Source organism: Pseudomonas sp. NFACC51 (genome assembly GCF_900103575.1).
Lineage (GTDB): Bacteria > Pseudomonadota > Gammaproteobacteria > Pseudomonadales > Pseudomonadaceae > Aquipseudomonas > Aquipseudomonas fluorescens_Q.
Map to the genome: position 1 here is coordinate 199,733 of NZ_FMXH01000002.1, position 23,001 is coordinate 222,733.

A 23,001-nucleotide genomic window follows, 5' to 3' on the forward strand; every position below is an offset into this window, starting at 1 on the left:
TCTTCACCCGCGCCACGCGTAAAAAAACGCCGCTCGTCCTGGAAAGGCCAAGCGGCGTTTTTTATTGCCGATTGTCTGATTACACCGCAATACCTTGTGGGAGCGAGCTTGCTCGCGATGGCGGTGAGTCTGCTGGCATTGATATGAATGTACCGACGCCTTCGCGAGCAAGCTCCCACCCCGGGAATTGGGCACGGCGTGGGTTAAGGGAATGCCTCGAATCAGTTTCAATTTCAAGAGCAAATCGGTTGATCGACCGGGATGCTTTTGAGCTTTTGTGCTTTTGTGCTTTTGTGCTTTTGTGCTTTTGTGCTTTTGTGCTTTTGTGCTTTTGTGCTTTTGTGCTTTTGTGCTTTTGAGCTTTTGAGCTTTTGAGCTTTTGAGCTTTTGAGCTTTTGTGGCGAGGGAGCTTGCTCCCGCTGGGCTGCGCAGCAGCCCCCTCTCAAGCTCACTCAATCAACCTGATCCACCGCGTCGCCGGATTCTAGGGCCGCTGCGCGCCCCAGCGGGAGCAAGCTCCCTCGCCACGGGGATTGGGCACGGCGTGGGTTAAGGGAATGCCTCGAATCAGTGTCAATTTCAAGAGCAAGTCGGTTGGTCGACCGGGATGTTTTTGAGTTTTTGAGTTTTTGAGTTTTTGAGTTTTTGAGTTTTTGAGTTTTTGAGTTTTTGAGCTTTTGTGCTTTTGTGCTTTTGTGCTTTTGTGCTTTTGAGCTTTTGTGGCGAGGGAGCTTGCTCCCGCTGGGCTGCGCAGCAGCCCCTCTCAAGCTCACTCAATCAACCTGATCCACCGCGTCGCCGGGCTCCAGGGCCGCTGCGTGCCCCAGCGGGAGCAAGCTCCCTCGCCATTGAATGAGGGGGGAGTCTCGGTTCTTCGACCAACATAAATCCCTGTGTGATCGGGGGTTGGCTTGTGCTAGCTGCGTAGCGCCTGTTTCTGCGCATACATCGCCGCGTCCGCGTCAGCCAATAGATTGTCGATCAACTGATGACGCTGGGCGTCGTACTCGATCTGGCCGACGCTGAAACGAATGTCATAGCCACGCTGCAACATCGCATTGCGCTCATCGAGGATTTCCTTGAGGCGCGCCATGATTGCCGCTATCTCGACATGGGAAGAACCGGTGAGCAACGCCACGAACTCATCACCGCCCAGGCGACCGATCACGTCACTTTCGCGAAAGGCGATACGCAGCACATCGGCGAAGGTTTTCAGCGCGTTGTCGCCCTCGGCGTGGCCATAACGGTCGTTGATCGGCTTGAAGTCGTTGAGATCGAAAAACAGCAACGTCGCCGGTCGCGACAAGCGATCACACACATTCAGCGCATGCTGGGCCAACGTCCTGAAGCCCCGTCGATTGGATAGCAGCGTGAGCTCGTCCATGCTCGCCATCTGCACCGCGACCATTTCCTGCTCGGCCATGCGCGCCAAGTCGCGCAGCAGTTCGCGCTCCTCATCATTGAGTTTGCGCGGCCGGGTGTCGAGCAGGCACAACGTACCGAGTTTGCTACCGTCCTCCAGCCCCAGCGGATGCCCGGCGTAGAAACGAATGCCAGGCTTGTCCGTGACCAACGGATTGTCGTGAAAGCGCTCGTCCTGCTCCGCGTCGCAGATTTCCAGGATCTGATCCTGCAAGATCGCATGTCCGCAAAAGGAAACTTCCCGCGGGGTTTCGCTGGCGTCCAGGCCGGCGCTGGACTTGAACCACTGCCGGTTGGCGTCCACCAGGGACACCAGGGCGATGGGCACGTCAAACAGACGTCGGGCAAGACGGGTCAGGCGGTCAAACCGTTCTTCAGGTGCGGTATCAAGCAGCTTGAGCGAGTGCAGATTTTTGAGGCGAGCGGCTTCGTCGTCCGGTTTGCGTGGCGCAAGCATCGGAAACTCCATTGGCAGGACTTCATGAAGTCTAGCCCAGGACCCCAGCCCTTCAAACCGAACGGGCTAAATCCGACGGGCATTTGCCGGTCAGGACTAATACACTGCCACTCAAGTTCAAGACGAGGACGCTGACCGATGAAGCACGCCCCCCATGACGACGCCCCACGCTTCTGGCGCGACGCGGCCCTGCCCTTCATCGAAGCCCGGGCCATCGGCGATGGGCGCAAGGTCTGCTATTCGCGCCACTCCCATGACCACTTTTCCATCGGCGCGATCACCGCTGGGCGCAGCACCTACCTTCACGAACGATCGAAATTCCAGGTGGAAAGTGGCACGGTGGTGCTGATGAACCCGGGCGACGTTCACGCGTGCAACCCAATCGACGATCAGCCTTGGTCCTACGTGATGTTGTACGTCGACACCCAATGGCTCAGAGACTTGCAGCGCCGTGTCGGCTTTGACGAAAGCCTGGATTTCCAGGGTTTCGCCACCACCCACAGCCGCGACGTGGAACTGTTTACCGCGTTGGAAAAACTGTATGGACAATTGGTAGACGAGCAACTCGACGCTGGCGACAAGCACGCCGCCGCCGAGGCATTTTTCATTGACCTGCAACAACGGCTCAACCCTGCCGGTCGCCCGGATCGTGGCAGCCATCCGAGCCTGATGCGTGCGGCACAGTTTATCCACGACCATTGCAGCGAAGCCTTGAAGCTGGAAGACATCTGCACCGCCGCGCAACTGTCGCCGTCCTACCTGAGCCGAGCCTTCAAGCGCCATTACGGGATGACGCCCCACGCCTTCCTGGTCAACCGCCGAATCCAGTTTGCCCGGCGCCAATTGCGCGAAGGCAAGCTGATCGCCGACGTGGCGCTGGACAGCGGGTTTGCCGACCAGGCGCATTTCCAGCGTGCCTTCAAGCAACACCTGGCGGCCACGCCCGGCCAGTATCGCGGCTGATACTGCCCCACCACCTTGTTTGGACCAAAAACAGGTGGACCTCTGTGGCGAGGGAGCTTGCTCCCGCTGGGCTACGCAGTAGCCCTCGATTCTGGGCGACTGCTGCGCAGTCGAGCGGGAGCAAGCTCCCTCGCCACAACAGCATCCCCGCCTCGAAAATGCGGATTAGGGCCACAATAGCACTCGTCTCAAAAGCCCGGATTGCCCGCCACTTCTGCTCACGGCAACAATAAATACACCGCACTGGCCACCAATAACACCGCCATCGTCCGATTGAACAGGCGCATGGTCGCCGGATTACCCAGCCAGCTGCGCAGAAAACTCCCGGCGTAAGCCCAGCAGCCCACCGAGACGTAGCAGATCACCAGGTAGATCGCCGCAAACTGCCACACCAGCCGCGCCTCGCCATCGGCCACGAATGCCCCCATTCCCGCCACGCAGGCCAGCCACGCCTTGGGGTTGAGCCATTGCATCAACGCGCCATAGAACATCGAAGGCGCCCGTCCCTCGTCCTCGCCTCCCAGGTGCCCGTTATCCATCACCAGTTTCCAGGCCATGAACAACAGGAACGCCACGCCGCCCAGTTGCACCACCCGTGTGAGGCCAGGCCAGCGTTGCAACACTTCATGCAATCCCAACCCCATCAGCACCAGCAGCAAGACAAACCCCAGGGTTGCACCGCCCACATGGCGCAACGTCGCACGAAACCCGTACCGCGCCCCGGAGCTGAGGGCGACGATATTGACCGGGCCAGGTGTAATGGAGGCGACCAGGGCAAACGCCGCCATGGAAAGAATCAAACTCATCGCATACCTTCTTTATATCTGTGAGGGGACGATCAAGGTAAATTGCCAATCGCAGGCGGTATTGAACAAAACTGCCCAAGGGGGCTACCCATCAGCCCTTCACAAAAACAATACTGTGCGGCTCATTCATCCAGGCGTGTTCTATGTCCATTGCGGTAGTGCGGTTTATTGGCTTCATCCTCGGTATTTTCCTGATCACCCTGGCTGCCAGCATGGCAATCCCGCTTTTGACGCTGGTGATATACGAGCGCAACGATGACCTCTCGGCGTTTTTGTGGTCGAGCCTGATCACCTTCGTCTGCGGCATCGCGTTAGTGGCGCGTGGTCGGCCAGCACACACCCAGATGCGCCCGCGGGACATGTACCTGTTGACCACCGCCAGTTGGGTCATCGTTTGCAGCTTCGCCGCCCTGCCCATGGTGTTCATCCAGCACATCAGCTACACCGATGCCTTTTTCGAGACCATGTCGGGCATCACCACCACCGGCTCAACCATCCTGACCGGCCTGGACACGGCCTCTCCCGGCCTGTTGATCTGGCGCTCGATGTTGCACTGGCTCGGCGGGATCGGCTTTATCGGCATGGCGGTGGCGATCCTGCCATTGCTGCGGGTCGGCGGCATGCGGCTGTTCCAGACCGAGTCGTCGGACTGGTCAGAGAAAGTCACGCCGCGCTCCCATGTCGCGGCGAACTACATCCTGTGGATCTATGTCGGCTTGACCGCTCTCGCCACCCTGGCCTTGTGGCTGGCCGGCATGACGCCCTTCGAAGCGATCAACCATGCGATGTCGTTGATTTCCACGGGTGGCTTTTCCACATCGGATGCTTCCCTGGGGCATTGGCCCCAACCGGCCATTCACTGGGTGTCGGTGGTCGTCATGATGGCAGGCGCGCTGCCCTTCACTTTGTACGTCGCCACCTTGCGCGGCCACAAACGCGCGTTGCTCAAGGACCAGCAAGTCAAGGGATTCGTCGGATTCCTGGTCATCACCTGGCTCATCGTGGGGACCTGGCTGAGCCTGAACAGTGACTACAGCTGGTGGGATGCTGTCCGTATCGTGGCCGTCAACGTGACGTCGGTGGTCACCACCACGGGCGTGGCGCTGGGCGACTACACCCTATGGGGCAGCTTTGCCTTGCTGCTGTTCTTCTATTTGACGTTCGTTGGCGGTTGCTCGGGATCGACGGCCGGCGGACTGAAGATCTTCCGCTTCCAGGTAGCCGGCGAGTTATTGATGGGCAGCCTGAAACAACTGATCCATCCCCGGGCGGTGATCCAGAAAAAATACAACGATCACCCCATCGACGAAGAGATCGTCCGCTCGCTGCTGACCTTCTCGTTCTTCTTCACCATCACCATTGGCGCTATCGCCCTGGGGCTGGCGCTGATCGGTCTGGACTGGACCACCGCCCTGACCGGCGCGGCCACCGCCGTGTGCAACGTGGGGCCCGGGCTGGGCACGATCATCGGGCCAGCCGGCAACTTCTCGACCTTGCCGGATGCGGCGAAGTGGCTGCTGACCATAGGCATGCTGCTGGGTCGGCTGGAGATCCTGACGGTACTGGTGTTGTTCACGCCGGTGTTCTGGAAGTATTGAAGACATCGGACACAAGACAAAAAAAAGCCGCGATGCCCTGAACAGGCGTCGCGGCTTTTTTCAAGCGATCAGCGGTCGTTCTTGATCGAAGAGCTGGTCGCGTTGGTCAGGCCCTTGGTGTTGTGGGTACCTGGCGTAGCGGTGGAAATCGCCGATGCCTTGGTCAGGCCACGGGTATCACGGTCCTTGGCGATGGTCGAAGTCAGCGAGGACTTGCTGGTGCGATCGGTGCGGGTGGTGCCGGTGTGCTTGCCGCTCAGGCCATGATCGCGGGTGCGGGTACCGGTGTGGTCGCTAGCCAATCCTTTGCCAAGGCCGCTGGAATCACCAGACTTGTCATGGCCCTGGCCACCACCGTGACCACCGCCATTTCCTCCACCGTGACCGCCACCCCCACCATTGCCACCACCGCCGCCATTGCCTGCGGCATAGCTCGAACCGATAGGCGACAACTCAGCAGGCAGCAAGGCCGAGGCACCGAACGCCAAGGCACAGACAGCAACGGCGATGAGAGATTTCTTATGTTTGGACATGATGTCTCCGAAAGACAAAAACAACGGTTGAACCTTTAAGACTCTCAGGTTCAATTTTTGTTCGTGACCGTCCGACCAAGTGAACGGAAATTCACTGTCGATTTTTCGGTGGAGTCGTTCCAGGCACGGCTCTATGCTCAGGCCCATGAACCTACACGACTCGCTGCTCCCGCCCCATGCCGAGATGGTCCGCGCCATGCTCGAACGAGACACCGCCTACGAGGGGGTGTTCTTCACTGCGGTCAAGACCACCGGTATTTTCTGTCGCCCCAGTTGCACCGCGCGCAAGCCGAAACCGGAGAACGTGGAGTTCTTCGCCCATGCCGACGAAGCCATGTCGGCCGGTTACCGGGCCTGCCTGCGCTGCAAGCCCCTGGACGCCGCCGCCATCGCGCCAGACTGGATCCAGGCCCTGCTCAAAACCGTGGACGCCGAACCCGACCTGCGCTGGACCGATGCCTTGTTGCTGGAACAAGGTATCGAGCCACTGAAATTGCGCCGCTGGTTCAAGCAACATTTCGGCATGACCTTTCACGCCTATCTGCGCACCCGCCGCCTGGGCATCGCCTTGGGCGGCATCAAGGACGGCAACTCCATCGACAACGCCGCATTCGACTCCGGTTATGAGTCATTGAGCGGTTTTCGTGACGCCTTCGTGAAATCCTTTCACATCACGCCGGGCCGCGCAGCCCTCAGCGAACCTTTGCTGTTCACCCGCCTGACCACACCGTTGGGCCCCATGCTGGCCATGGCCGAACGACGAGGCCTGGTGCTGCTGGAATTCCTCGACCGCCCGGCCCTGACCAAGGAGCTGGAAGAGCTGCAGCTACGCTACGGCTACACGGTTGCGCCGGGGCACAACGCTCATTTGCAACAGATCGAAACCGAACTGGCCGAATATTTCGCCGGCAAGCTCACGGCATTCAACGTTCCGCTGCACATGCCGGGCAGCGCCTTCGCCGTACGGGTCTGGGCTGAACTGCAAAAGATTCCCTACGGCGAAACCCGCAGCTACGGCGGCATCGCCACGGCGCTGGGCAGCCCGGGCGCCAGCCGCGCCGTGGGCCTGGCCAACGGGCAGAATCGCTTGGCCATCGTCATTCCCTGCCATCGAGTGATCGGTGCGGATGGCTCGTTGACCGGCTATGGTGGCGGACAGCCGCGCAAGGCATTTCTGCTACGGCTGGAGAAAGCCGCGGTGCAGGTTTCGCTGCCCCTGGCGTTTTGAGCGCCCCGGAGAACAAATACCCGATGCCTGTGCCCTACCACGACGCCAGCGCGTTGCTGGCAAGTCTCGACGAAGACTGGCGACGTCACGTCGAGGCGATCGGCCCTTGCCTGCTGCAACCCAAGCCGGCCCGCGATCCCTATGAAGCCTTGGTGCGGGCGATTGCCTACCAGCAACTGCACGCCAAGGCAGGCGATGCCATCCTCGGTCGGCTGCTGGCGTTGTTCCCGGCGCAGACATTCCCCCATCCCGGACAGATCCTGGCGACAGACGTTGCGCAATTGCGCGGCTGCGGGTTTTCAGCCAGCAAGATCGCGACGATCCAGGGCATCGCCCAGGCGACGCTGGACGGAATCGTGCCGGATTACGCCACAGCGCGGGCGATGGAGGATGAAGCGTTGATCGAACGCCTGGTCAGCTTGCGCGGCGTCGGGCGTTGGACCGTGGAAATGCTACTAATCTACAGCCTGGAACGCCCCGACATCCTGCCGGCCGATGACTTTGGCGTACGCGAAGGTTATCGACGGCTAAAGGGGTTGGAACGACAGCCCAGCCGCAAGCAGATGATTGAGATCGGCCTGGCGTGGAGCCCTTATCGGACGGTGGCGGCGTGGTATTTGTGGCGAGTGCCCGGTCGTTAGACCGTGTCTTCGTTCATCGCGAGCTTGCTCGCGATAGCGTCCGCATGTCAGCCATGCGTTTCACTGCCCAGAACATCGGGCCGCCCAGGCTGTCCAGAGTCATTACAGTCCCCAATCGGAGGTTCCCATGCAGCTCGAAGGATCCTGCCACTGCGGCGCCGTGTCGTTCACCCTCGACAGCGCCCACCCCTACCCTTATCAGCGCTGCTACTGCTCGATCTGCCGCAAGACCCAGGGCGGCGGCGGTTTTGCGATCAACCTGGGGGGCGATGCCCAGAGCCTGAAGGTGCGCGGTCGCAAGCACATCTCGATCTACCACGCACGACTCAAGGACGAAGGCGATAAACGCGCCCACCGCAGCAGTGCCGAACGGCATTTCTGTTCCTTGTGCGGTTCGGGGCTATGGCTGTTCAGCCCCGAATGGCCGGAGCTGGTTCACCCCTTTGCCTCGGCCATCGACACACCGCTGCCGGTACCGCCGGAGCACACCCACCTGATGCTGGGTTCCAGGGCGTCGTGGGTGGAAGTCGAGGCGCATCCGGACGATCGGCAGTTCGAGGTTTATCCCGAGGAGTCCATTGCCCAGTGGCACGAGCGCCTGGGGCTGGTCACTTAGAGATGCAGTGCTGCATAAGGCCCCATCGCGAGCAAGCTCCCACATTGGACTTGGGAAATTCACAAATCCCCTGCGGAAGCGAGCTTGCTCGCGAGGACGTCAGGACCGGCATCTCTGCACTATCCCTCTGAACTATCCCTTTGAACTATCGAGCCGGCACACCACTGTGGAAACGAAACTCCACATCCGGCGATTCGATCAGCTCCCGCTCGGCCTCACGGACCTTGTCGATCACCTGGGCAATATCCTTGGCGTCACCGTACTGGTAAGCCAGTTTCAGGTAGCCCTGGAAATGCCGGGCTTCGCTTTTCAGCAAACCGAAATAGAACTTGCCCAGTTCTTCATCCAGATGCGGCACCAAGGCCTCGAAACGCTCGCAACTGCGGGCCTCGATGAAGGCGCCAACCACCAGGGTGTCCACCAGCTTGACCGGTTCGTGGCTGCGTACCACCTTGCGCAGCCCCGAGGCATAACGCCCGGCGGAGAGCTGACGCAAACCGATCTTGCGCTTTTTCATCAAGCGCATGACCTGCTCGTGATGCACCAGCTCTTCCCGGGCCAGGCGCGACATCAGATTGATCAGGTCGACGTGGGAATGGTATTTGGCGATCAGGCTCAGGGCAGTGCTGGCCGCCTTGAACTCGCAGTTCTTGTGGTCGATCAGCAACGTTTCCTGGTCAGCCAACGCGGCCTGGACCCAGGCATCGGGGGTGCGGCAACCAAGGAATTCGTGAATTTCGGGAAGATTCATGGGGCTCACGGGAAAAGGTAGTCGAGCGAAGGGCGCCGATTATACCGGCCTGCCCCCAGACCACCAGCCACCGCCGTTGATATGCATCAAGTCAAAGACTCACCTACAGCAACTAGACTGCCCCACAACAACTATAGTTGAGCAACGCCAGCCTTTTCATTGCAGGAGAACGCCGATCATGCAAGCCATTCGCAGCATCCTGGTGGTTATTGAGCCCGAACATTCGGAAAGCCTGGCGCTCAAGCGCGCCAAACTGATCGCCGGAGTGACCCAGGCCCACCTGCACCTGCTGGTGTGTGACAAAAAGCATGACCATGCCGGCCTGCTCAGCGTGCTCAAGGCCGCACTGCTGGCCGACGGCTACAGCGTCACCACCGAGCAGGCCTGGAACGAAAGCCTCCACGACACCATCATCGACGTGCAGCAGGCGGAAGGTTGCGGTCTGGTGATCAAGCAGCACTTCCCCGACAGCCCGCTGAAAAAAGCCCTGCTGACCCCGGCGGACTGGAAGCTGCTCCGCCACTGCCCAACCCCGGTGCTGCTGGTGAAAACCGCCGGTTCCTGGAAAGACAAGGTGATCCTGGCCGCCGTCGACGTTGGCAATGCCGACGGCGAGCATCGCCACCTGCACTCCACCATCATCGATCATGGCTATGACATCGCCCTCCTCGCCAAGGCCCACTTGCACGTGATCAGTGCCCACCCCACACCGATGCTTTCGTCCGCCGACCCGACGTTCCAGCTCAAGGAAACCATCGAGGCCCGCTATCGCGAACAATGCCGGGCATTCCAGGCCGAGTTCGACATCGACGACCAGCATCTGCACATCGAAGAAGGCCCAGCGGACGTATTGATTCCGTACATGGCGCGCAAGCTGCAGGCGGCGGTGACGGTGATCGGCACCGTGGCCCGTTCGGGGTTGTCCGGGGTGCTGATCGGCAACACCGCCGAGGCCGTGCTCGATACGCTGGAAAGCGATGTGCTGGTGCTCAAGCCGCAGGAGGTCGAGGACCATCTGGTGGAGTTGGCGGTCAAGGAATAAAGCGAATGGGCTTTTTGTGGCGAGGGAGCTTGCTCCCGCTGGGTTGCGAAGCGACCCTCGCTCTTGATGCGATCGTTCCCACGCTCCCGCGTGGGAACGCCGCCAGGGACGCTCCGCGTTCCGCTTCTGCAAAGTGACGCAGAGCGTCACGGGATGCATTCCTTTGCTGCGCGTGGGAACGATCAAATGGGCTTTTTGTGGCGAGGGAGCTTGCTCCCGCTGGGTTGCGAAGCGCCCCTCGCTCTTGATCTTAAAAATTTCCGGTCCTGAAAAATCCAGGCGTCTGCTGCGCAGCCGAGCGGGAGCAAGCTCCCTCGCCACAAAAGCTCCCGGGCACAAAAACGCCTTTGCATAAATGGCTGGGGAGTCAGCCGCCAATCGCATCCTTCAAGAACCCCGGCGCGATGTAGCGCTGGTAGTGGGCTTCGGACAGGAGGAAAAATTCCCGATCAATGGCGTCGCGCAGGTCTGGCAGGTCCCAGTCGCGAAACTCCGGCATCAGCACCATGCCGTAGGCTTCCAGGTTGTTGATCACCCGCGCCCCCCTGGCGATCAACTGATAGGCCCAGCAATATTCCGACTGGTGCGGCACAAAGCGGATCTTGCGCGACTCCAGTTGCTGGCGCAGCAATACCGGGTCGAAAACCTCCAACTTGGCCACCATCACCTGCACCAACAGTTGCTCGAGCCGCATCCACACCGCGCGCTTTTCGTCCTCGTTGTAGCCGTTCCAGTGAATCACTTCATGGTGGAATCGCTTGCAGCCACGGCACACCAGGTCACCGTAGACAGTGGAGCAAAGGCCGACGCAGGGGGTCTTGATGAGCTGGTTGGGCATAAGGAAACGCACACGCAAAAGCAGGACAGGCCGGCATGTTAGCCCTTTGTCTAAGATTGATCACCCCTCAAACTTCCAGGCCCAACTTACCTTTAATTTTTTTTTCCCGTAGAATCAGCCAGCCTTTTAAGGCGCCAATGTCCGTTAGAAGCTGTTTTCAAAGCGTCACGAGCACAGTCGTTCCTTCAGAGCGGTGTTGGCGAAGGGTCTTTCCAGCGGGGAAAGCCCAACGCCAACCCTCATCAGCTCCCGTTCTGCAGGCGTAAAACTTTGAAAGCAGCTTCTGTGAGGAACGTGCGGAAACTCTGGCGTGATGGCTCAAAAAGCCGTCGACGCGCATGAGTACCGTGGGTTCCTGGATGAGCGTCCCGGACACCCATTTGGGACCACTGATGAGGGTAATAACTGTGCTTGAAGCCTACCGCAAACATATCGAAGAGCGCGCAGCCCTGGGTATCGTTCCCCAGCCGCTTAACGCCGAACAAACCGCAGGCCTGATCGAGCTGCTGAAAAATCCTCCGGCTGGCGAAGAAGCTTTCCTCGTTGACCTGATCACCAATCGCGTTCCGCCTGGAGTCGACGAGGCTGCCTACGTCAAGGCCGGCTTCCTGTCCGCCCTGGCCAAGGGCCAGGCCCAATCCCCTCTGCTGGACAAGAAGCGTGCCGTTGAACTGCTCGGCACCATGCAGGGCGGCTATAACATCGTGACCCTGGTGGAACTGCTGGACGACGCCGAGCTGGCGCCGGTAGCCGCCGAAGAACTCAAGCACACCCTGCTGATGTTCGATGCCTTCCACGACGTGGCTGAAAAAGCCAAGAACGGCAACGTTCACGCCAAGGCCGTGCTGCAGTCCTGGGCTGACGGCGAATGGTTCAAGAAGCGCCCGGTGCTGGCCGACAAGATCAGCCTGCGTGTGTTCAAGGTAACCGGCGAAACCAACACCGACGACCTGTCCCCTGCTCCAGACGCCTGGTCGCGTCCCGACATCCCGCTGCACGCCCTGGCCATGCTGAAAATGGCCCGTGACGGCATCGTTCCGGACGAGCAAGGCAAGACCGGCCCGATGAAGCAGATCGAAGAAATGCGCGGCCAAGGCTTCCCGATCGCCTACGTCGGTGACGTGGTCGGTACCGGTTCCTCGCGTAAATCGGCGACCAACTCGGTGCTGTGGTTCTTCGGCGACGACATTCCTTATGTGCCGAACAAGCGCGCTGGCGGTTTCTGCTTCGGCAGCAAAATCGCTCCGATCTTCTACAACACCATGGAAGATGCCGGCGCACTGCCAATCGAGTTCGACGTTTCGAACATGAACATGGGCGACGTGATCGACCTGTACCCACATGCAGGCAAAGTCTGCAAGCACGGTACCGACGAAGTCATCACCACCTTCGAAATGAAGACCCCCGTACTGTTGGACGAAGTCCGTGCCGGCGGCCGTATTCCGCTGATCATTGGCCGTGGCCTGACCGAGAAGGCTCGCGCCGAGCTGGGCCTGCCACCGTTCGACCTGTTCAAGAAACCTGAAGCTCCCGCTGAAAGCACCAAGGGCTTCACCCTGGCGCAGAAGATGGTCGGCAAGGCTTGTGGCCTGGCAGAAGGCCAAGGCGTACGTCCTGGCACCTACTGCGAACCGAAAATGACCACCGTGGGCTCCCAGGACACCACCGGTCCAATGACCCGTGACGAACTGAAAGACCTGGCGTGCCTGGGCTTCTCGGCTGACCTGGTGATGCAGTCCTTCTGCCACACCGCAGCCTATCCAAAGCCGATCGACGTCACCACCCACCACACCCTGCCTGACTTCATCATGACCCGCGGCGGCGTTTCCCTGCGTCCGGGCGACGGCATCATCCACTCGTGGCTGAACCGCATGCTGCTGCCAGACACCGTCGGTACCGGTGGTGACTCGCACACCCGCTTCCCGATGGGCATCTCGTTCCCGGCCGGTTCTGGCCTGGTCGCGTTCGCCGCTGCCACTGGCGTCATGCCGCTGGACATGCCGGAATCGATCCTGGTGCGCTTCAAAGGCAAGATGAAACCTGGCATCACCCTGCGTGACCTGGTTCATGCCATTCCGTACTTCGCCATCCAGAACGGTCTGCTGACGGTCGAGAAGAAAGGCAAGAAAAACGCCTTCTCCGGCCGCATCCTGGAAATCGAAGGCCTGGAAGGCCTGACCCTGGAACAGGCTTTTGAACTGTCCGACGCCTCGGCCGAACGCTCGGCTGCCGGTTGCACCATCAAGCTGTCAAAAGAATCGATCACCGAGTACCTGCAGTCCAACATCACCCTGCTGCGCTGGATGATCGGCGAAGGCTACGGTGATGCCCGGACCCTGGAACGTCGCGCCCAAGCGATGGAAGCCTGGATCGCCAACCCGCAACTGATGGAAGCCGATGCCGACGCCGAATACGCCGAAGTCATCGAAATCGATCTGGCCGACATCAGCGAGCCGGTGCTCTGCGCGCCGAACGACCCGGACGACGCCCGTCTGCTCTCCAGCGTGGCTGGCGAGAAGATCGACGAAGTGTTCATCGGTTCGTGCATGACCAACATCGGTCACTTCCGCGCTGCCGGCAAGCTGCTGGAGCAGGTCAAGGGCCAGCTGCCAACCCGTCTGTGGCTGTCGCCGCCGACCAAGATGGACGCTCACCAACTGACCGAAGAAGGCTACTACGGCATCTACGGCAAGGCCGGCGCACGCATGGAAATGCCAGGCTGCTCGCTGTGCATGGGTAACCAGGCACGCGTTGAGCCGAACAGCACCGTGGTGTCGACGTCGACCCGTAACTTCCCGAACCGCCTGGGTGACGGCGCGAACGTCTACCTGGCTTCGGCCGAACTGGCGTCCGTGGCTTCGATCCTGGGTCGCCTGCCGACCGTCGAGGAGTACATGGAATACGCCGGCAAGATCGACAGCATGGCAGCGGACGTGTACCGCTACCTGAGCTTCGACCAGATCGCCGAGTTCCGTGAAGCAGCTGCAAACGCCAACATCCCGGTCGTTCAAGCCTAAGGCTTAGACGCTCGACGAAAAACGCCGCCCTTCTTGCGAGGGGCGGCGTTTTTTTATGCCTGTCATTTCGATACCAGCCGAACCACCGCCATCGCGAGCAGACTAACGTCGGTCTATCTGACAGGCCGATCTCCTGTGGCGAGGGAGCTTGCTCCCGCTGGGCTGCGCAGCAGCCCCAACCACTTACCTGACACACCGAGTCGTCAGGACTCAGGGCCGCTTCGCGCCCCAGCGGGAGCAAGCTCCCTCGCCACCGGGGAATGGTGGCGATTGGCAGATTTGTGCTCGCCACCACAACCCGTGTGGGCCGGTCAGGCCATCAGGGAGTAGACCAACGCCGTAATCGCCACCAATCCCACCAACACAACGAAGACATTGGAGGCCTGACCGCGATAGCGGGCCATGGCCGGGACTTTACGGATGCGCTACCCGAGCTTCGACCAGATCGCCGAGTTCCGTGAAGCGGCTGCAAACGCCAACATCCCGGTCGTTCAAGCCTAAGGCTTAGACGCTCGACGAAGAACACCGCCCTTCTTGCGAGGGGCGGCGTTTTTTTATGCCTGTCATTTCGATGCCAGCCGAATCACCGCCATCGCGAGCAGACTAACGTCGGTACATCTGACAGGCCGATCTCCTGTGGCGAGGGAGCTTGCTCCCGCTGGGGCGCGAAGCGGCCCTGAGTCCTGACGACTCGGTGTCTCAGGTCAGTGGTTGGGGCTGCTGCGCAGCCCAGCGGGAGCAAGCTCCCTCGCCACTGGGAATGGTGGCGATTGGCAGATTTGTGCTCGCCACCACAGCCAGTGTGGGCCGGTCAGGTGATCAGGGAGTAGACCAACGCCGTAATCGCCACCAAACCCACCCACACAACGAAGACATTGGAGGCCTGACCGCGATAGCGGGCCATGGCCGGGACTTTGCGGATGGCGTACATCGGCATCAGGAACAGGATGGCTGCGATGACCGGGCCGCCCAGGGTTTCAATCATGCCCAGGATGCTCGGGTTGAGCGTGGCGACGATCCAGCACACCACCAGCATGAACGCCGCCGTCAGGCGGTCGAGGGTCTTGGGCGCCGGGCGGCGGCCGCTCTTGACGATCAGGCCCTTGAGGCCTTCGCTGGCACCGATGTAATGGCCGAGGAAGGATTTGGAGATCGCCACGAAGGCAATCAACGGCGCGGCAAAGGCGATGGTCGGGTTGCTGAAATGGTTGGCCAGGTACGACAGGATCGACAGGTTCTGTGCCTTGGCCTCGGCCAACTGCGCCGGGGTCAAGGTCAGCACGCAACTGAACACGAAGAACAGCACCATTACCACCATCAGCACATGGGCGCGCGACAGGATCTGCGAACTGCGTTCCTCGGCATTGGCGCCATAACGACGCTTCTGGTCCACCGCAAACGCCGAAATGATCGGCGAATGGTTGAACGAGAACACCATCACCGGAATCGCCAGCCACAGGGTATGCAGCAGGGCCGATGGTTCAGGCGGCGTGGACGCCGTGGTCAGGATGCCGCCGCTCCAGTGCGGAATCAGGAACACCGCCAGAAACAGCAGCGCAACGATGAACGGGTAGACCATCAGGCTCATGGCCTTGACGATCGCCTGCTCGCCGCAGCGGACCACCGCCAGCAGGCCCAGGATCAACACCAGGGACAGCACAATCCGAGGAGGCGGCTGGATATGCAACTGATGTTCCAGGAAACTGCCCACCGTGTTGGTCAACGCCACGCTGTAGATCAGCAGGATCGGGAAAATGGCAAAGAAGTACAACAGCGTGATCAGCGCACCGGCCTTGAGGCCGAAATGTTCTTCCACCACCTCGGTGATGTCCGCGCCGTCGCGACCGGATAACACGAAACGGGTCAGGCCTCGGTGGGCATAGAACGTCATGGGGAACGCCAGCACAGCCAGGATCAGCAACGGCCAGAAGCCGCCCAGGCCCGCATTGATGGGTAAAAACAGAGTACCTGCACCGATGGCGGTGCCAAACAGGCCCAGCATCCACGTGGTGTCCTGGCGACTCCATTGGCTGAGGGTGGCTGGGACTGTCATTTCAAAGCGCTCTTCGACGCTATTGGCCTGATCATTCATCCGGGCGGATCTCCGTATTCCGGTCACATGCACCCGGCCGGGACGAGTCGGAAACACCCGACAGGCAGCGCCCTGGCCGAAACAGGGGCGCGATTGTCCGGGATTCACGAGCAGAAGCAAAGACTTAGCTGAGGAGCGGTTATGCGTATCAGATCACGCCAATAGAAACAGCCGCCGCATTTCCTGTGGGCGGGCTTGCTCGCCAAAGCGGTGTGTCATTTAGCCGATGCGTTACTGATATAACGCCTTCGCGAGCAAGCCCGCTCCCACAAGGGCGATGCTGAACCCGAAATGCACATAAAAAGCCAAGCCCCCCTGCCCCCGGCTCCTACAATCAGGTTGAATACTTGAAATCGCCCCAGCGCCCACAGGAGCCCAGCATGACCGCAACCGTTCTGGTACTGGTTGAAACCGTCAATGAATACCTGCCGATCCTCGAGAAGCAGGGTTACCACCTGGAATTGGCGCCCACGCCTGCCGAACGCAAGACGGCGATTTTCGAACACGGTGAACGCTTCAGCGCAGTACTGACCCGCGGCCCCCTGGGCCTGACGGAGGAAGAGATCGCCGCCCTGCCCAACCTGAAAATCATCTGCGTGATCGGTGCCGGTTACGAACAAGTGGACCTGCAGGCCGCGCGTCATCGGGGCATCGTGGTCACCAACGGCGCCGGGGTCAACGCGTCATCGGTGGCTGACCATGCCATGGCGCTGTTGCTGGCGTTGGTGCGCGACATACCCCATTCCGATACCGCCCTGCGGCGGGGCGAATGGCCAAGGGTTGCGCGCCCTTCCCTGGCGGGCAAGCGGCTGGGCGTGCTGGGCCTTGGCGCGGTGGGCATGGCGATCGCCAAACGGGCCGCCCTGGGCTTTGACATGAGTATCAGCTATCACAATCGCCGGGTGCGCAATGACGTGCCCTACACCTTCTGCGCCACTCCCACGGAACTGGCGCGGGTTTCGGACTTCCTGATCGTCGCCACGCCAGGTGGCCTGGATACCCGGCAATTGATCAACAAGCAGACCCTCGATGCGCTCGGCCCTAAAGGGTTCCTGGTGAACGTCGCCAGGGCCAGCGTGGTTGCCACCGCTGATCTGATCAGCGCCCTGGAACACCGGCGAATCGCCGGAGCGGCCCTGGATGTGTTCGATAACGAGCCCGAGGTGCCGCAGGCGCTGAAAAAACTGCCCAACGTCGTCCTCACGCCCCATGTGGCCGGCCTGTCGCCAGAAGCGACCCGCGCAATGGTAGAGCTGGTGGGCCAGAACCTGACCGCGTTCTTTTCCGGTAAACCGGTGTTGACGCCAGTGCCGTGGCCCGGCGAGGAGCGTTAAAGAACGCCCAATAACGTCCATAAGCGCCGGGATTCGGCATCGGCACTGATCAGTTCACCCAACAACTCGCTCAACGGCTTGTTGCCCCACTCCACGCCGCGCCGGATCAGGTAGGGCACCGGGCTGTGGGGTTCGGTACGAGCCAGGTAACCGGCGATGACCAGTAACTGTCGATAGGCCTCTTCACGATTGGCCGGCTCCTGGAAGACCTGGGCGGGTGCCACCTGCGCCTGGGACGTCGACGTCGTGGACGGCGGGGGCGTTTGCACCGGCGCGACGGTGGGTTGCTGTGGGTGCATCTCGATGAACTCCTCTACCAGTGCCAGCAAGGCCTGCATCACGTCCTGCAGGGATTTGTAGCCCGGGGCCAGGTTGCCCAGGTAAGCGTCGCTCCAGGCTTCGAGCCGTTGCAGGTGTTGCAGGCTCAACATCAGGCTGCCTTGGCGATGCAGCCAGAACGACAAGGGTGTGTTGCGAATCAGTTCGGCGAGTTTCTTTTGATCGTTGCGCGCCGCTTCCGCCGAGGCCTTGGCGTTCTTGCTGTCGTTGACCAACACTTGCTGGCGCTGCAAGCGTTGCCAGTCGTCCAGGCAGAAAGCGGCGAAGGCCTGTTCCCGGCCGTCGAACAACGGCACCCGCGTCAGCAGCACTTCGCTGTAGCGACGGGCCAGCCACTCCAACGGGATTACCCGCCACGACTGGTCGCCTTCCTCGGCCTGGGGGTGCAACTGCTCCGGATAACGCTCACACAGCCCCGTCACCAGCGCCAGGCTGCCCGGCAATCCCTCCAGCCCGGCCATATGCAGCCAGGCCTCCCCCAGCCAGGCGCTGATCATCAAGTCCTTGCTGCGCTCCAGCAGCAGCGTGGTCGCGAGCCGTTCCAGGTCCGGCCACAGGGCGCGCTTGATCGAAGACTGCCACACACCGGTGGGCAAGCTGGTGTCGTCCTCCCGGCGCAGTTCGCGCAGTTGGTCGTATTCCGGTTCGTAGCGCAGGTCCGGGCCACAGGGCGACTCGGCGCTGATCGGCTCGAGCAACTGAGTGACCAACTCAGGCAAAGGCGATATCGGCAAGCTCACAGGCCCTCCTCACGGGTGGCAATGGCGGGGCTTGATGCGGTCGCCATGAAAGGTGAACGGGGCGCCCGCGTCGGCAGCGGCGGGATCGACAACGGCAGCTTGGAGCCCTGGCTCATCAACGACAGGCGCACGAACATCAGTGTCTGTTCCGCCGTGCGGGCCTGGGTCTGGGCGGTGACCGGCAGTTGCAGGGTCAGGGGAAAATCGGTGTAGTCGACATTCGGCTGGCGCTGGGCCGACACCAGCGAGCGCATCAGGCGCAGCAATGACCACGGCCCTTGGTACTCCCAGCCGGCCTCCAGGTCGCGCACCACCAGGTTCGGTTGCAATGGGTCATTGGCCGGACGCTGGTAGCCGTTGCGGGCCCAGCGCAAGGTCAGGCGCACGGGCTGGCCGACCATCCAGCGCAGGTTCTGCTGGCCGCCGCCGGGGTAGCTGATCTGTTGATTGCCGGCGTCCAGACTCCAGGCGATCACCTGGTCGGCGCCGCGCTCTTCATCGCGGTCGGTGCGCCAGCGCACGTCCATTTCCACCCCCAGGATGCCACTCTTGTCCCTTACGAACAGCGGCCCAAGCCAAGTACCGGCCTGTTTCAAACGGTTGAGGAAATCCTCGGCCGCCAGCCGCTCTGGCGTCTGGCTCAACGTCAGCCCGGCCTGGGCCAGGGGCAGGCGCGTGTCGATCAGTTCCAGCAAATGCTGGACACGCGCCGGATCGGCATCGCTGGCCCGCACATCCTGAGAAAACGGGAAGCGCCCGGCCAGGTACTGATTGAAATAGTTGGCCACGTCATTCCAGGCGCTCGCGGCCTGGTTCTGTTGCAGGTACAGGCACCGTTGCAGGGCACCCTGCTGCAACGCGACCGTGCGCTGGGCCAGGTCGCCGCGCCCGCTGGGCAGGCTGGCGGTCTGCAAGATCTGCGCGCAGGAGGTGGTGTCCATGGCGATGAAGTCCCGGCTGACCAATTGCTCCAGTTGGGCCGCCGAGCTGGCCGGGTTCTGGTTCTTGTACTTGAGCAATTCATCGTTGAGGGCCATGAAGCGTGCCACTTGGTCGTGTTCCAGGGCCGACAAGTTATCCTGCTGGACGATCAGCCATTCCAGGGCGGGCATTCGCTGTTCGGCGACCTGCAGCATCACGCCGAACTGCTGGCTCAGGCTCAGCTTCAAGTCTTGTGGATCGCTGGCACCGTACAGCTGCAAGCCGAAGTTCTTCGAACCGTCCCAGCGCTGGACATCGGCCCGTTGGCTGAACAGCGGCTGGGCATCGATTTCGTCCAGGCCACTCTTGATCTGCGCCAATGCCCGGCGATTGAGCAGACGCTGGAAACGGATCGCCAGGTCGCCGCGATGTACATCCATGAAGGCTTTTTGCAGCGCCACGGCCTGGGTCGTTTGTACATTGAAGCCCATGCCGGGCAACGACGCGTCGCTTTCATCCAGGCTCAACCACATGGCCCGGGCCGCGGCGCCTTCAGCGGCCTGCATCAGCGCGTCACGGTAATCCGGCGGAATGCGCGGCAGTTCTTCGCCGGCATAGCTCTTGTAGCTGGCGAAGTAGTTCAGGGCGACACTGAAATCATCACTGCCATCGCCTTGGCCCATCGCATCGGGGTTGCTGTCCGACGGATCCTTCTGCATGGCCAACGCCACGAAATCGCGCTTGAACAGCGCCTGCACCGCACCGTCCAGCGCCGTGACATGGTCTTGCAAGACCAGCAGGCCGCTGCCCTGTTGCACCAGCAGATTGTCCCGGGAGCCGGTCTGGACGATCCATTGGTCACGAAAGCTCTGCTGCAACTTCGCCGCCTGGCTCTCCAGGTCCTGCTCGATATCCGGCCCCAGCAAAGTGCTGTGGCTGACCTTGTCCAGCATCTGGCTGTAGCCGGGCACCAGGTCCTGGCCCTTGCCCCGCCCCCAGGCCGAGTTGGTCAGGCTGACCAGGGTCTGCAAATCGTCGATCAGCGCCATCAGGTCTTCGAGTTCACTCAGCGAATTGCCACTGCCGGCCTCCAGCCGTTGCAAGTGCAGCTTGAGGTAACCGGCCTGGCGCACGAAGTTGTCCGCCAGGAAGTAATGGTCCAGCCAGCGCTGCATCAGGCCGGTGAAATTATCGGAGATCACCGGGCGCGCGGCATTCAGGTCCAACCCTTTCAAATCGCTGTTCCCGGCATCGAACAGCACCCGGTTGTAGAAATGTGCGCGGCTCAAGGTGCCGGTATTGAGCCCCAGGGACAAGGCGGTGTTGCTCAGTTGCACCAACTCGTCCAGCGGTGCCTTGGGATCGTTCACCACCTGGCTGAACATCTGGTTGTGCTGTTCAAGGCGTACCGCCAGGTCCACCAGTGCCTTGGCCTTCACATAGCTCTGCCATTGCGCCGGGTCTTCGTTCTCCACATTGCCCCGTCGCTCGGTGTTGCGGATGGATTTGAGCTGTTCCAGGTCTGAATTGAGCAGGTCCCGCAGAGGCAATATCCAATGGTGCCGAGCAGTCAGGCGCACCCCATTCTCCAGTTGCGTGTCCACGGAAGAGAACCACGAAGTGGGAAAGACCACCGAGACAAAGCGCCAGCGCGGGGCCTTTTCCAGCATGTTCCAGTAGTTCTGCACGTTGTGCCGGGTCGGTTCCAGCTGCGGTTCGTCAGGGTCGACCACGAGGTGGTTCTTATGGGTGCTGAGGATCAAGCGCGACAGCCCTTCGGCTTCCTCCACCGAATCGTGCCAGACCCAGACCATGCCACCCAACCAGACCAGGCCCACCACCAACGCCACCGCCGCGACCAACCGATGCCCGCGCTGGCGCAGGCGCAACAGCCGCGGCACAGGTTGGGCCAAGCCACGCTCAGCCACCAGCCGTCGTGACCACAATTGCCGGGCGAACACAGTTTGCCGCTGGACACTCTCGGCGGCGGTCAAACCATCACCGCTGACAGCCGGCGCCTGGCTGGCAGTGAAATACACCCCGCGACAACGCGGCGCTTCGCCTTGGGCATTGCCCTGGAACACCGGCTCCAGCAGGATCTGCAAGGCCCGTCGCAAGCCTTCGAAGCGCTCCGGCAAACCATAAAGATCGCTGCCCAATTGCCCCGACAGCGCACCGATCTCGATGATCGACTGCGACAGCGCCGCATTGACCTGGTCCAGGGCCTGGTCACTCCACTGCGACTGCCAGGCCGCATCCGGCAAATAGGGCGAGGACCAGCCCAGCATCGATTCACGCGCCTCGGCGGGCAGCGCGCTGACCAGTTCCTGGACCCCGGGCAGCTCTTCCATCCCGCAGATCACCACGTACACCGGCAGGCTGAGGCCGAACCGTTGCAACAGGTCGATAAAGCACCGCCGGACCTTGAGGCTCAGTTCGGTGGTGTGTTCGATGTCATCGAGAGTGCTGAACGGCACGGTCCAGATCACCGCATCCAATGGTCGCTTGCTGCGCAAGCGCAACATCAGTCCCAACAGGCGCCACCAATTACCCCGTTGGCGGTTCATGCCTTCATCGGGCAGGAACAACGCCTGGGGCACCACCAGCACCGAACCCTCGGCATCGGAAAACCAGCGCCCGAACCAAGCGGCCTTGTCGGTCGGTTGCAAGCGCCATTGAGCGCACAATTGGGCGCCGTCGGTTTCGTTGCCGAGCATCATCAGCCAAGGCATCTGATAGCGGTCCCGGGTGCCCTGCTCCTGCTCCATGCGGCGCACCGCCCCATAGAAACTGCGAATCGCCGCCCCACCTTGGGTCCGCAGCCACCAGATCAGGGCCGCGATCAACACCACCACGACGATGGCGAGCACCACCAGGGCAACGATGCTCAGCGGGCTCATGAGTCCTGCTCCTGGACCACCGCCGACTCGTTCAGTTGCAACACCGGTTCGAGCTCCAAACGAATGTCACGCCAGAACACCTGCCCCAACCCGGTCAGCAACAACACCATCGCCAGGATCGCCAGCCCCAGGCGAAAGCCGTCCGGCAGCGATTGCTGCACCGGCATGCGCATTGGCGGCGTCGCCGCAGACAGCGCCAGGCGCTGGCTGACATCGACATAATCGGGTTCGTGCTGCCAGGCAAACGTGAACAACGCCAGGCGCCATTTCTCATGCTGAACCTGGCCGGGCTCGCCACGCAATCGCCCCTGGAACCCGAGGATCAGGCATTGCAGGTAGACATTCGCCAGGTCCCGGGTGCCGGGCATCTGCTCGTCCAGTAGTTTCTTGATCGCCGCCGGCAAGCGCTCACCGGCCTGGCGACTGGCATACATGCGTGATTCGAGGGGGTGCTGCTGCCAGGCCAGTTGTCCGGGCCAAGGGCTGAACAGCAAGGTTTCGTCCACCAGCGCCACGAAGGCGTAGACCAGCGACTTGACCTGCTCGGTAGCGGCATCGCCGACGGTGGCGAAGGCCACCCGCCACAGACGCTGGGCGCTGCGCCCGGAAAACTCCACCACCCGATTGACCAATACCGCAGGGTCGCTGTCCTTGGGCAAGTCTTGCCATTCCTGGGACCACTTCAGCCAGGCCTGGCGAAAAGCGCTGCTCAGCGGCGCCTCATGCAGACTCCGAACCGCCCCGCCACTTCCATCAGGCATAC

At 61.3% G+C, this 23,001-nt stretch carries 19 protein-coding genes and 1 pseudogene; 9 read left to right on the forward strand and 11 right to left on the reverse strand.

What is annotated here, in order from left to right; all coding sequences use genetic code 11:
* Positions 1–3 precede the first annotated feature (3 nt).
* From BLT00_RS31775 to BLT00_RS04925, 3 genes are all read right to left on the reverse strand, one after another.
* The gene (locus BLT00_RS31775) at positions 4–456 is read right to left on the reverse strand and encodes a hypothetical protein (protein WP_175456229.1); all 453 of its coding nucleotides are present in this window, start codon (positions 454–456) and stop codon (positions 4–6) included.
* A 123-nt stretch (positions 457–579) separates the two neighbouring features.
* Positions 580–777 carry a hypothetical protein gene (locus tag BLT00_RS31780; RefSeq protein WP_158265825.1) on the reverse strand — a complete coding sequence of 66 codons (198 nt, stop codon included), beginning with the start codon at positions 775–777 and terminating at the stop codon, positions 580–582.
* Between the two features lie 139 nt (positions 778–916).
* Positions 917–1,879, reverse strand: a complete 963-nt coding sequence (locus BLT00_RS04925; protein WP_063325048.1) for a GGDEF domain-containing protein — start codon at positions 1,877–1,879, stop codon at positions 917–919.
* Between the two features lie 138 nt (positions 1,880–2,017).
* On the opposite strand from BLT00_RS04925, the gene BLT00_RS04930 reads away from it, so the two are divergent.
* Positions 2,018–2,842: a helix-turn-helix transcriptional regulator gene (locus tag BLT00_RS04930; RefSeq protein WP_072341797.1), complete on the forward strand. Its 825-nt coding sequence runs from the start codon at positions 2,018–2,020 to the stop codon at positions 2,840–2,842.
* A gap of 218 nt (positions 2,843–3,060) precedes the next feature.
* Here the strand turns inward: BLT00_RS04930 and BLT00_RS04935 are convergent, their stop codons facing one another.
* Positions 3,061–3,648, reverse strand: a complete 588-nt coding sequence (locus BLT00_RS04935) for a LysE family translocator (protein ID WP_092145959.1) — start codon at positions 3,646–3,648, stop codon at positions 3,061–3,063.
* A gap of 143 nt (positions 3,649–3,791) precedes the next feature.
* Here BLT00_RS04935 and BLT00_RS04940 point away from each other — a divergent pair, with 143 nt between their 5' ends.
* On the forward strand, positions 3,792–5,246 hold the full coding sequence (locus BLT00_RS04940; protein WP_063320725.1) for a TrkH family potassium uptake protein: 1,455 nt from the start codon (positions 3,792–3,794) through the stop codon (positions 5,244–5,246).
* 68 nt (positions 5,247–5,314) lie between these two features.
* Here the strand turns inward: BLT00_RS04940 and BLT00_RS04945 are convergent, their stop codons facing one another.
* Positions 5,315–5,779 (reverse strand): hypothetical protein, encoded by a 465-nt coding sequence (locus BLT00_RS04945; protein ID WP_092146059.1) that lies wholly within the window; start codon positions 5,777–5,779, stop codon positions 5,315–5,317.
* A gap of 145 nt (positions 5,780–5,924) precedes the next feature.
* Here BLT00_RS04945 and BLT00_RS04950 point away from each other — a divergent pair, with 145 nt between their 5' ends.
* From BLT00_RS04950 to BLT00_RS04960, 3 genes are all read left to right on the forward strand, one after another.
* A complete protein-coding gene (locus BLT00_RS04950) occupies positions 5,925–7,007 on the forward strand; it encodes a bifunctional transcriptional activator/DNA repair enzyme AdaA (RefSeq protein ID WP_092145961.1) in 1,083 nt (360 codons plus the stop codon).
* A 23-nt stretch (positions 7,008–7,030) separates the two neighbouring features.
* Positions 7,031–7,648, forward strand: coding sequence for a DNA-3-methyladenine glycosylase family protein (locus BLT00_RS04955; RefSeq protein WP_063320723.1), 618 nt, complete (start codon positions 7,031–7,033; stop codon positions 7,646–7,648).
* 127 nt (positions 7,649–7,775) lie between these two features.
* Positions 7,776–8,264: a GFA family protein gene (locus BLT00_RS04960; protein WP_092145963.1), complete on the forward strand. Its 489-nt coding sequence runs from the start codon at positions 7,776–7,778 to the stop codon at positions 8,262–8,264.
* A gap of 145 nt (positions 8,265–8,409) precedes the next feature.
* On the opposite strand, the gene BLT00_RS04965 is transcribed toward BLT00_RS04960, so the two are convergent.
* Positions 8,410–9,015, reverse strand: a complete 606-nt coding sequence (locus tag BLT00_RS04965; protein ID WP_060741958.1) for a MiaE family protein — start codon at positions 9,013–9,015, stop codon at positions 8,410–8,412.
* Positions 9,016–9,193: 178 nt separating this feature from the next.
* Between BLT00_RS04965 and BLT00_RS04970 the strand changes: the two genes are divergently transcribed.
* Positions 9,194–10,057, forward strand: a complete 864-nt coding sequence (locus BLT00_RS04970; protein ID WP_072341820.1) for a universal stress protein — start codon at positions 9,194–9,196, stop codon at positions 10,055–10,057.
* A gap of 367 nt (positions 10,058–10,424) precedes the next feature.
* Here BLT00_RS04970 and BLT00_RS04975 read toward each other — a convergent pair whose 3' ends face one another.
* Entirely contained in the window at positions 10,425–10,895 is a 471-nt protein-coding gene (locus BLT00_RS04975; protein ID WP_003202781.1) for a DUF1289 domain-containing protein, read from the reverse strand.
* A 407-nt stretch (positions 10,896–11,302) separates the two neighbouring features.
* On the opposite strand from BLT00_RS04975, the gene acnB reads away from it, so the two are divergent.
* Positions 11,303–13,912, forward strand: coding sequence for a bifunctional aconitate hydratase 2/2-methylisocitrate dehydratase (acnB, locus tag BLT00_RS04980; protein ID WP_003202783.1), 2,610 nt, complete (start codon positions 11,303–11,305; stop codon positions 13,910–13,912).
* 423 nt (positions 13,913–14,335) lie between these two features.
* Positions 14,336–14,413: pseudogene (locus BLT00_RS32440) on the forward strand (hypothetical protein); the annotation flags it as partial.
* A 310-nt stretch (positions 14,414–14,723) separates the two neighbouring features.
* Here BLT00_RS32440 and BLT00_RS04985 read toward each other — a convergent pair.
* The gene (locus BLT00_RS04985) at positions 14,724–16,004 is read right to left on the reverse strand and encodes a serine/threonine transporter (RefSeq protein ID WP_092145965.1); all 1,281 of its coding nucleotides are present in this window, start codon (positions 16,002–16,004) and stop codon (positions 14,724–14,726) included.
* Between the two features lie 380 nt (positions 16,005–16,384).
* Here BLT00_RS04985 and BLT00_RS04990 point away from each other — a divergent pair, with 380 nt between their 5' ends.
* Complete coding sequence (locus tag BLT00_RS04990; RefSeq protein WP_092145967.1) at positions 16,385–17,338, forward strand: 2-hydroxyacid dehydrogenase; 954 nt, start codon at positions 16,385–16,387, stop codon at positions 17,336–17,338.
* On the opposite strand, the gene tssA is transcribed toward BLT00_RS04990, so the two are convergent.
* The 3 genes from tssA to BLT00_RS05005 are packed head-to-tail and all read right to left on the reverse strand — an operon-like array spanning position 17,335 to position 22,999.
* The gene (gene tssA / locus BLT00_RS04995; protein WP_092145968.1) at positions 17,335–18,417 is read right to left on the reverse strand and encodes a type VI secretion system protein TssA; all 1,083 of its coding nucleotides are present in this window, start codon (positions 18,415–18,417) and stop codon (positions 17,335–17,337) included. The genes BLT00_RS04990 and tssA overlap by 4 nt on opposite strands.
* A complete protein-coding gene (locus BLT00_RS05000) occupies positions 18,414–22,238 on the reverse strand; it encodes a type VI secretion system protein (RefSeq protein WP_092145970.1) in 3,825 nt (1,274 codons plus the stop codon). The genes tssA and BLT00_RS05000 overlap by 4 nt, the downstream gene beginning before the upstream one ends.
* Positions 22,235–22,999, reverse strand: coding sequence for a DotU family type IV/VI secretion system protein (locus BLT00_RS05005; RefSeq protein WP_063320713.1), 765 nt, complete (start codon positions 22,997–22,999; stop codon positions 22,235–22,237). The genes BLT00_RS05000 and BLT00_RS05005 overlap by 4 nt, the downstream gene beginning before the upstream one ends.
* Positions 23,000–23,001 lie beyond the last annotated feature (2 nt).

What these genes read in the sequence shown, in the direction of transcription:
- BLT00_RS04925 (WP_063325048.1), bottom strand. Translation starts at nt 1,879, where the DNA reads ATGCTTGCGCCACGCAAACCGGACGACGAAGCCGCTCGCCTCAAAAAT.
- BLT00_RS04930 (WP_072341797.1), top strand. Translation starts at nt 2,018, where the DNA reads ATGAAGCACGCCCCCCATGACGACGCCCCACGCTTCTGGCGCGACGCG.
- BLT00_RS04935 (WP_092145959.1), bottom strand. Translation starts at nt 3,648, where the DNA reads ATGAGTTTGATTCTTTCCATGGCGGCGTTTGCCCTGGTCGCCTCCATT.
- BLT00_RS04940 (WP_063320725.1), top strand. Translation starts at nt 3,792, where the DNA reads ATGTCCATTGCGGTAGTGCGGTTTATTGGCTTCATCCTCGGTATTTTC.
- BLT00_RS04945 (WP_092146059.1), bottom strand. Translation starts at nt 5,779, where the DNA reads ATGTCCAAACATAAGAAATCTCTCATCGCCGTTGCTGTCTGTGCCTTG.
- BLT00_RS04950 (WP_092145961.1), top strand. Translation starts at nt 5,925, where the DNA reads ATGAACCTACACGACTCGCTGCTCCCGCCCCATGCCGAGATGGTCCGC.
- BLT00_RS04955 (WP_063320723.1), top strand. Translation starts at nt 7,031, where the DNA reads ATGCCTGTGCCCTACCACGACGCCAGCGCGTTGCTGGCAAGTCTCGAC.
- BLT00_RS04960 (WP_092145963.1), top strand. Translation starts at nt 7,776, where the DNA reads ATGCAGCTCGAAGGATCCTGCCACTGCGGCGCCGTGTCGTTCACCCTC.
- BLT00_RS04965 (WP_060741958.1), bottom strand. Translation starts at nt 9,015, where the DNA reads ATGAATCTTCCCGAAATTCACGAATTCCTTGGTTGCCGCACCCCCGAT.
- BLT00_RS04970 (WP_072341820.1), top strand. Translation starts at nt 9,194, where the DNA reads ATGCAAGCCATTCGCAGCATCCTGGTGGTTATTGAGCCCGAACATTCG.
- BLT00_RS04975 (WP_003202781.1), bottom strand. Translation starts at nt 10,895, where the DNA reads ATGCCCAACCAGCTCATCAAGACCCCCTGCGTCGGCCTTTGCTCCACT.
- BLT00_RS04985 (WP_092145965.1), bottom strand. Translation starts at nt 16,004, where the DNA reads ATGAATGATCAGGCCAATAGCGTCGAAGAGCGCTTTGAAATGACAGTC.
- BLT00_RS04990 (WP_092145967.1), top strand. Translation starts at nt 16,385, where the DNA reads ATGACCGCAACCGTTCTGGTACTGGTTGAAACCGTCAATGAATACCTG.
- BLT00_RS05000 (WP_092145970.1), bottom strand. Translation starts at nt 22,238, where the DNA reads ATGAGCCCGCTGAGCATCGTTGCCCTGGTGGTGCTCGCCATCGTCGTG.
- BLT00_RS05005 (WP_063320713.1), bottom strand. Translation starts at nt 22,999, where the DNA reads ATGCCTGATGGAAGTGGCGGGGCGGTTCGGAGTCTGCATGAGGCGCCG.